The sequence below is a fragment of the Candidatus Binatia bacterium genome (assembly GCA_029243485.1).
GTDB lineage: Bacteria > Desulfobacterota > Binatia > UBA12015 > UBA12015 > VGTG01.
The window spans coordinates 87,856-95,061 of record JAQWRY010000010.1 but is presented as its reverse complement, the minus strand read 5'-3'; the positions used below and the strand labels follow the sequence as shown (position 1 = coordinate 95,061).

General features: G+C 65.2%; 8 protein-coding genes and 1 pseudogene. 4 read left to right on the top strand and 5 right to left on the bottom strand.

Going from position 1 to position 7,206, the window contains the following annotated elements; all coding sequences use genetic code 11:
* The first annotated feature begins 152 nt into the window (after positions 1 to 152).
* Positions 153 to 1,358 (top strand): hypothetical protein, encoded by a 1,206-nt coding sequence (locus P8R42_05385; protein ID MDG2304080.1) that lies wholly within the window; start codon positions 153 to 155, stop codon positions 1,356 to 1,358.
* 73 nt (positions 1,359 to 1,431) lie between these two features.
* The gene (locus P8R42_05380) at positions 1,432 to 2,526 is read left to right on the top strand and encodes a serine hydrolase (GenBank protein MDG2304079.1); all 1,095 of its coding nucleotides are present in this window, start codon (positions 1,432 to 1,434) and stop codon (positions 2,524 to 2,526) included.
* A gap of 83 nt (positions 2,527 to 2,609) precedes the next feature.
* Here the strand turns inward: P8R42_05380 and P8R42_05375 are convergent, their stop codons facing one another.
* Positions 2,610 to 2,819 carry a peroxidase family protein gene (locus tag P8R42_05375; protein MDG2304078.1) on the bottom strand — a complete coding sequence of 70 codons (210 nt, stop codon included), beginning with the start codon at positions 2,817 to 2,819 and terminating at the stop codon, positions 2,610 to 2,612.
* 211 nt (positions 2,820 to 3,030) lie between these two features.
* On the opposite strand from P8R42_05375, the pseudogene P8R42_05370 reads away from it, so the two are divergent.
* Together P8R42_05370 and P8R42_05365 are read left to right on the top strand one after the other, a co-directional pair.
* Positions 3,031 to 3,339, top strand: a pseudogene (locus tag P8R42_05370) (sigma 54-interacting transcriptional regulator).
* A gap of 55 nt (positions 3,340 to 3,394) precedes the next feature.
* Positions 3,395 to 3,679 carry a helix-turn-helix domain-containing protein gene (locus tag P8R42_05365; protein ID MDG2304077.1) on the top strand — a complete coding sequence of 95 codons (285 nt, stop codon included), beginning with the start codon at positions 3,395 to 3,397 and terminating at the stop codon, positions 3,677 to 3,679.
* A gap of 30 nt (positions 3,680 to 3,709) precedes the next feature.
* On the opposite strand, the gene P8R42_05360 is transcribed toward P8R42_05365, so the two are convergent.
* From P8R42_05360 to P8R42_05345, 4 genes are read right to left on the bottom strand one after another with little or no spacing between them, the layout of a single operon-like run.
* A complete protein-coding gene (locus P8R42_05360; GenBank protein ID MDG2304076.1) occupies positions 3,710 to 5,113 on the bottom strand; it encodes a sugar porter family MFS transporter in 1,404 nt (467 codons plus the stop codon).
* The gene (locus P8R42_05355; GenBank protein MDG2304075.1) at positions 5,110 to 5,751 is read right to left on the bottom strand and encodes an alpha-ketoglutarate-dependent dioxygenase AlkB; all 642 of its coding nucleotides are present in this window, start codon (positions 5,749 to 5,751) and stop codon (positions 5,110 to 5,112) included. The genes P8R42_05360 and P8R42_05355 overlap by 4 nt, the downstream gene beginning before the upstream one ends.
* Entirely contained in the window at positions 5,748 to 5,975 is a 228-nt protein-coding gene (locus P8R42_05350) for a hypothetical protein (protein ID MDG2304074.1), read from the bottom strand. The genes P8R42_05355 and P8R42_05350 overlap by 4 nt, the downstream gene beginning before the upstream one ends.
* Positions 5,953 to 7,179 carry a MerR family transcriptional regulator gene (locus tag P8R42_05345; protein MDG2304073.1) on the bottom strand — a complete coding sequence of 409 codons (1,227 nt, stop codon included), beginning with the start codon at positions 7,177 to 7,179 and terminating at the stop codon, positions 5,953 to 5,955. Before P8R42_05345 ends, P8R42_05350 begins: the two co-directional genes overlap by 23 nt.
* Positions 7,180 to 7,206: the final 27 nt, after the last annotated feature.

The following is a 7,206-nucleotide window of genomic DNA, read 5'->3' as shown; positions in this document are numbered from 1 at the left end:
GTTGTACCCTGCCCGCCGACGCTGTAAACCCTTGCCCCCCCCCCCCCGCCCCGACGCTCAACCGGAGCGCCGCTCTGGACGCGAGCCTCGAGCAATGGCAGGAGGATGCCCTGGCCGTGCGCCACGGGCTCACGCCCCGACGACCCTCCTTCATGAGAACACTGGATTACTTCGGCCGCTTCACCTGTGGAGCGCTTCTCCTCTTTGTGATCGCGTGTTCCCCGCCGCCTCCGGAAGCTCCGGCCCCGCGGAAAATCCCGTCTCAGGACGTCGGCTCACGGGCCCTCTTCGGCTTCAAAGTAGCCCTCTCAAAGGACCTGATCGCGGTCGGGGCACCCCACGCTCGCGCGAACGATCACAGGAAGGCCGGCGCGGTCCTGCTCTTCGACCGCAAGACGCTCGCTCTCGTTCGCAAGGTCGAATCACCCGATCCGTCCGAGGGCGCCCTCTTCGGTTTCGCGATCGCCCTGCGGGGCGACCGATTGCTCGTCGGGTCCGCCGGGCGGACCGTCGATGGCGTCCCCGTTGCCGGTGCGGCCTACTTGATCAACGTGAGGACGGGTCTCTCCGTCCGCCGCTTCGTCGAATCCCCGCCCCACGCGAAGGCCGAGTTCGGATCGGCCGTAGGGTTCATCGGGGAAGACCCCGTCATCGGCTCGCCCTCGAGCGACGTACAGGGCCACGTCAACGCCGGGATCGCCTACCGTTTCAGCGCGAACACCGGGGAACTCCTACTATCCTACCATCTCCCGACGCCGGAGGATCACATGGCCCTCGGACAAGTCCTTACGGCGTCCGGCGACACACTGCTCCTCGGCGGACCTGCAGCGATGATGGACGGCGTCGCACATGCCGGCGCCGCGTTCGCCTTCGATGCCAATACCGGGGCGCTAAAGCGACGGCTCCTGGAACCGGCCGCAGGCGAAGGAAGCTCCTTCGGTGCGTCCCTCGCAACGGACGGAAAGTTCGTGGTGATCGGCGCGCCGAACGCGAACCATCGGGCCGGCCGAGCGTACGTCCTGGATCTCGCCAGCGGAAAAGTCGTAGCAGCCCTCCATGACACCGCGAACCTCGAGGACGGTGCGATGTTCGGCTACTCGCTCGCGCTCACTGACGACGGAATCATCGTCGGCGCGCCGCACGACACGGTGAAGGGAATCCCGGGCGCCGGCGCGGTGTACTACTTCGACCGCGCCACGCGGAAGTTCGTCGCGCGCCTCGCTGTGCGACCGGTCGGCGGCGCCGATTTCGGGATTGATGTCGCCGGCGCCGGCAGCGAGTATGTAACCGGCGCGCAGCGCGGCCCGAAGGGCGGCACTGCCTACATCTCCGAGGACGCACCCAAGGAAGTCCCGTAGAGGGCTCGCGCCGCCGAGCCCATCGCCATCACCCGATTTGAATCTTGGACGGGCCTCGGCCTATCGTCGACGCATGTCGCAATTCGGTGCGCAGCCCGCCAAGAAGCCGACCCTCCTCCCACTCCCTCCGCATCCCGAGGGACTCGCCTGGCCCACGCAGGAGTGGCCGCGCGACGAGTTGGATCCGAGAGTGGACCGCGCCTCGCTGGACCGACTGCTCGACCACGCCTTCACCGACCCGGGGCCCGACGACCTCGAACTCACCTACGGTGTCGTCGTGGTGCAGCACGGCGCAATCGTCGCGGAGCGATACTCGCCGAGCGTGTCTCCCGACGACGCATTCCTCTCATGGTCGATGGCGAAGAGCATCACGAACAGCCTCATCGGAATCCTGGTTCGTCAGGGCAAGCTCGACATCTCGAAGCCGATCTCGGTGAAGGAATGGAGCGCGGGCGACCCTCGCAGCCGGATTACGATCGACCAGATGTTGCGCATGGTAGACGGACTGCGGTTCCGCGAGGCGGAGCACCTGGGGGGCGGCTCAGTGCGCTACTACGACGAGAACGAATCCGACGTGATCCCGATGCTGTTCGGTGCCGGCAAGAACGACACGGCCGGCTTCGCTTCGACGCTCCCGTATCTCGCGCCACCTGAGGAACGCTGGAACTACAACAGCGGCGCCAGCAACCTCCTCTCACGGTTGGTCCGTGAAACGATCGGTGGCGGCGAAGCGGAGATGCTCGAGTTCATGCGCGAGGAGCTCTTCGAGCCGCTCGGCATGACGACCGCCGACCCGAAGTTCGACGCGGCCGGCAACTTCATCGGCTCGGCGACTTGCTACTGCAGCATCCGTGACTTCGCGCGGTTCGGATACTTGTTCCTGCGCGACGGGGAATGGGACGGACGACGGATTCTTCCTGCAGGTTGGGCCGACTACTGCCGGACGCCGACACTGCAATCTGACGGAACGTACGGTGCCCACTTCTGGACGATCCCCGGCAGCCTCGGGATCTTCTACTGCAGCGGCATGGGCGGGCAGCGGGTTCTGATCAGCCCCAAGCTCGACCTGATCGTAACGCGAATGGGCAAGACGTCACCGCACAAGGTCGCCGCCGTCGTGCAGTACTGCAAAGAACTCATCGACGCGTTCCGACCGACCGCCGACTGAGTCCCCCACCGCTTCGGGCGCGACGAACCCGACCCGGAGAATCCGAATCGGGTTCATCGAACACCCTTCCTGTCGGTCGTCGATCAGGGTGCAGGAACGCGGAACACGTCGTCGGCCAACTCGTCACCGACGTCGGTGTTGCGCCGAATGATGTCGGAGAGCAGCGTGGCCTCCACCTGAGCCCGCTGGTTCGGGCCGAGCGTGCGCGTGTACCAGAACCGATCTCCGTCTCGGAGCGCCGAGTTCGAGGTCGTGATTCCGTAGGAGCTACCATGGCCCGAGGTCGAAGTCATCGTGCGCACCGCGCACGGCACCGTCGACAGCGCGATCGAGGCGATGAAACTGGGCGCCTACGAGTATCTGCAGAAACCCACCAGCGGCCCGGCCGAGCTTCGCCTCGTCGTGAAACGCGCCCTCGAACGACGCGCCCTCCTCGACGGAAGAGAGGCAGCCTCGCGTGAGCAGGAGCCCGCAGGCATCAAGCTCTCGTTCGGCTCCAAGGTGATGAAACCAGTCGAGTCCGCGCTCCGGAAAGTCGCACGCACTGCGTCGACCGTTTTGCTGCAGGGAGAAAGCGGGACCGGGAAGGAAGTCGCGGCCCGCGCGCTGCCCGAGAGTGTCCTCGAAAGCGAGCTGTTCGGCCACGAGAAGGGCGCGTTTACGGGCGCCGTCGAACGCCGGCGCGGTCGAATCGAACTGGCCGACGGCGGCACCTTCTTTCTCGACGAGATCGGCGAACTGAAACCGGACCTCCAAGCGGCTCTTCTCCGCGTCCTCGAGAACCGGAGCTTCGAACGCGTCGGCGGTAGTCGAACGATCCGGGTCGACGTCCGCTGGATCGCCGCGACGAACCGCAATCTCCACGTCAATGATGCAACAAGGAACGTTCCGCGAAGACCTCTATCACCGCCTCTCGGTCTTTCCGGTCCGGCTGCCCCCCTTGCGCGAACGGCGCGAGGACATCCTCCCGCCTACCAACGCCCTCCTCCCACGCATCGCATCGGAGCTCGGCGTCCCGACTCCGGCGCTCTCGCCGGCTGCCGTCGACGTAGTCCTCGCAAGCAGCGACGGCAACCGAAAACAGGCCGCCGAGCGACTCGGCATCGGCCTGCGTACGCTCTACGACAAGCTCAAGCGCTACGAGATCGAGTAGCCCCGGCCAACACCCGAGGGCCTGTGAACGTCAGCCTTCCATGCTCTCGAGCTCGAGGCCCTTGGTCTCGTGCACCATCGCGAGGACGAAGAAGACCGAGAGGATCGCACAGGCCGTGTAGAAGCCGTACGCGCCGCCGAGACCGATCGAAGTCAGCATGATCGGGAACGTCATCGTGATCGCGAAGTTCGATCCCCACTGAAAGAGGCCCGCGACAGCGAGGCCCGACCCGCGAATCTGATTCGGGAACATCTCGCCGAGCATCACCCACATGACCGGGCCCCAGGACATGTTGAAGAAGAACACGTAGGCGTTCGCCGAGATCAAGGCGGCCGTGCCAGCGGCGTCGCTGAGGAGCAGATTTCCCTCGGCGTCGACGTCGGCGCCGGCGAATGCAAACGCCAGCGCTCCCAGGGTGACCGACATTCCGACCGAACCGAGGACAAGGAACGGCTTGCGCCCGAGCCGATCAATGAAAATCATGGTGATCGCACACGCACCGATACTCACGGCCCCAGTGATCACGTTGATCAGGAGGGCGTTACTCTCGGAGAAGCCCACCGACTGCCAGAGGACGGCGCCGTAGTAGAAGACGACGTTGATCCCGACGAGTTGTTGGAACGTCGCGAGACCGATCCCAACCCACACGATCCGGCGCACCCCACCTCTCTCGGCGTCGAGCAAGTCCGCGAACGAGGGGCGGTGATGATCGAAGGCGAGAGAAGCATCTATCTCGTCGGCTTTCTCCGAAGCCACGGCCTCGCCGTAAAGGCGCGCCAGCACCGCGAGCGCATCGTCCTTCCGCCCCTTCAGAACGAGGAAGCGCGGACTCTCGGGAATGAAGAGCAGAGCCAGGAGGAAGATCACCGCAGGCGTGATCTCGATCCAGAACATCCAGCGCCACGCCTCAAACCCGAACCACAACGGGGTGTTCGCCGATCCGGCGACGCCCGCGAGGAAGTAGTTGCTCAAGAAGGCCACGAAGAGCCCCGTGATGATCGCGATCTGCTGAATCGTCGACAGGCGACCGCGCAACTCCGCCGGAGCGATCTCGCTGATGTACGCCGGCGCCATCACACTCGCCGCGCCGACGGCGAGGCCGCCCAAGATCCGATAGATCACGAACTCCCCGGACGAGCCCGCGACGCCCGAACCCCACGCGCTCACCACGAAGAAGGCCGCGGAGACGAGCAGCAGCGTACGGCGGCCCAACGCGTCGGCGAGACGACCCGCGAAGAACGCGCCGACCGCACAACCCAGCAGCATCGAGGCCACGTTGAACCCGGTACCGACACTGTCCGACTCGAATGCGATGCGCAGCCCGTCGACGGTCCCGTTGATGACACCGCTATCGAACCCGAAGAGGAAGCCGCCGATGGTCGCGACGATACTGATGCGGATGATGAAACCGAGGTCGCCGCCGCCGTTGCTCATAACGCCCCCTCGTTCCGAATCCTGCGAAACGTCAGATTCACGCGTAGCTCCACGAGCCGTCGCGTCTTCGGAACCGCGTGGTGCCAGTGGGCCTGCGTATCGCCATCCATCACGAGAAGCGATCCGTGCTCGAGATCGAGCGCTACCGGGTCGAGGTCTTGCCGACGGTGCCGCAGGCGGAACCGCCGCGTCGCCCCGAGGCTCACAGAGGCGATCACCGGCCGCACGCCGAGCTCCGGCTCGTCATCACTGTGCCAGCCCATGGAGTCCCTACCGTCGCGGTAGGCGTTCAGAAGCACCGAGTTGAACGGATGCCCGGTGGCCGACTCCACCTCGCGGCGAATCTCATTCAGCAAAGGCGAAAAGGGTAGTGGAAGGTAGGTGTGACCCGAGTACGCGTAGTGCGCGCCGTCGACGCCGTACCAGGCCGAGAGCCGGGGACAGGGCACTCGCCGACCGGCAATTCGCACGTGATGCTGCGACCACTCGACCTCATGCCAGAGGCGATCCAGCATCTCGCTCGCCCGCGGCGGCTCGAAGAAGGACGACCAGATTCGCAGATGGCCGCCGGCGAGATCGTGATCGCGGAGCGACGGCGCAAACGGCAACGTGGGCTCGGCCAAAGCGTCCCGGCTCAACTCCGCCGAAGCGGTCCGCGGCGAGCCGGCTTCGACCCGTCTTTACCCACCACATCGCCTTCGGCGATCAGACGAAGGAGCGTGTTCTTCCGCAGCAGGCTGATTATCTTGTTCACGAGATCGATCCCGTGCTCCGCCATCTGTACGGCCGCGTCTCCTTCGACGCGTCCGGTGACCCCACGCGCGAACATGCGGAGCTCCTCACGTGCGAGCCACTCCACCATGTCGACGTACAGACCGATCTGTTCGGACGGGAAGCCCGCGTCCGGACTGTACCCAGCCTTCCAGATTTCCCCCCAAAGCTCGAGAACGGCGGGCGACCACGACGAGGCGCTCGCCTTCCAGCTTCGGGCTACCCTCGACCTGCGGGAAGAGCTTCCCGTCGAGATCCAACAGTGCCTCGACCTCAGCCCGCGACGAATCGCCGTCGCTCGCGAGCAGGCGCCCGATCACATTCAGCGGCAGGTATCGTTTCTCCTGCAGCTCCTTGATGAAGCGAATCTTCTCGACGAAGGACTCGTCGTACCAGGCGACGTTGCGCGCCGGCCGCTCCGGCTCCGGCAGGAGCCCCTCGCGGATGTAGTACCGAATCGCTTCGCGCCCGACCGCGGCGACCTCCTCCACGTTCCGATGACGCTCGTCGAACTGCAGTGCAACCTCCTCGTCGTTCCGACCGAGCTCTTCGACATTCGTATCGGCGAAGCCCAGAACCCCCATGTCCGCGTAAGCCTTCCGAACTCGGGGGCCCCACAGGCCGATGTCCTTGATGGTCGGAACGATCCGGCTGAACAGAGCCGAGCGATACTGACTCATGAACTCCGAACGTTCCGTCGCCGCCTTGCACTCCCTAACGGGCAACCCGAGCGTCTCCCAGACTTCCTCTCCGAGGAAACGATCCCGCAGGAGGTAGGAGCCTTCGACCACAAACTCCTCGCGCTCGTCGCGCTCTTTGTCCGTGAGGTGGGGGTAGTAGTCGCGTAGCGCGAGGCGCCCGAACGCGACGTGGCGTGCCTCGTCGACCACCTGCGTCGACGCGTAGAACTTGGCGTCCATGTTCGGTACCTGCTGAACGATCTTGGCGGTGCAGACGAGCGCGCCCTGTTCGCCGTGCAGGAACTGCGAGATCTGCCACGCCTGGAAATGGCGACGCACGTTCGTGCGGCCCGCCTCGTCGAGGCGGTCCCAGATGTCAGTGCCGTAGATGCCGAGCACCTCGTCGGGCAGACCCCCGGGATTGTGCTCGTCGAGCTCCTGCGACCAATCTATGCGATCGGCGGCATTCCACTGGAGCTTCTTGCCCTTCTCGTAGAGGCTCAGCAGGTTGTCGCGGCCGTCGTCGTACTCCCAGCAGAACGTCGAGTCGAAGTTCTGCGCGACATTCCATGTATCGGTCTCGGGGCGGGTCGGACAGCGGTCTGCGGTCGACATGGGCTCACCCCTCTCGTTCCTGGTTAC

Coding starts and splice junctions, on each gene's coding strand:
- P8R42_05365 (MDG2304077.1), top strand. CDS start 3,395: ATGATGCAACAAGGAACGTTCCGCGAAGACCTCTATCACCGCCTCTCG.
- P8R42_05345 (MDG2304073.1), bottom strand. CDS start 7,179: ATGTCGACCGCAGACCGCTGTCCGACCCGCCCCGAGACCGATACATGG.
- P8R42_05350 (MDG2304074.1), bottom strand. CDS start 5,975: ATGGTGGAGTGGCTCGCACGTGAGGAGCTCCGCATGTTCGCGCGTGGG.
- P8R42_05360 (MDG2304076.1), bottom strand. CDS start 5,113: ATGAGCAACGGCGGCGGCGACCTCGGTTTCATCATCCGCATCAGTATC.
- P8R42_05380 (MDG2304079.1), top strand. CDS start 1,432: ATGTCGCAATTCGGTGCGCAGCCCGCCAAGAAGCCGACCCTCCTCCCA.
- P8R42_05375 (MDG2304078.1), bottom strand. CDS start 2,819: ATGACTTCGACCTCGGGCCATGGTAGCTCCTACGGAATCACGACCTCG.
- P8R42_05385 (MDG2304080.1), top strand. CDS start 153: ATGAGAACACTGGATTACTTCGGCCGCTTCACCTGTGGAGCGCTTCTC.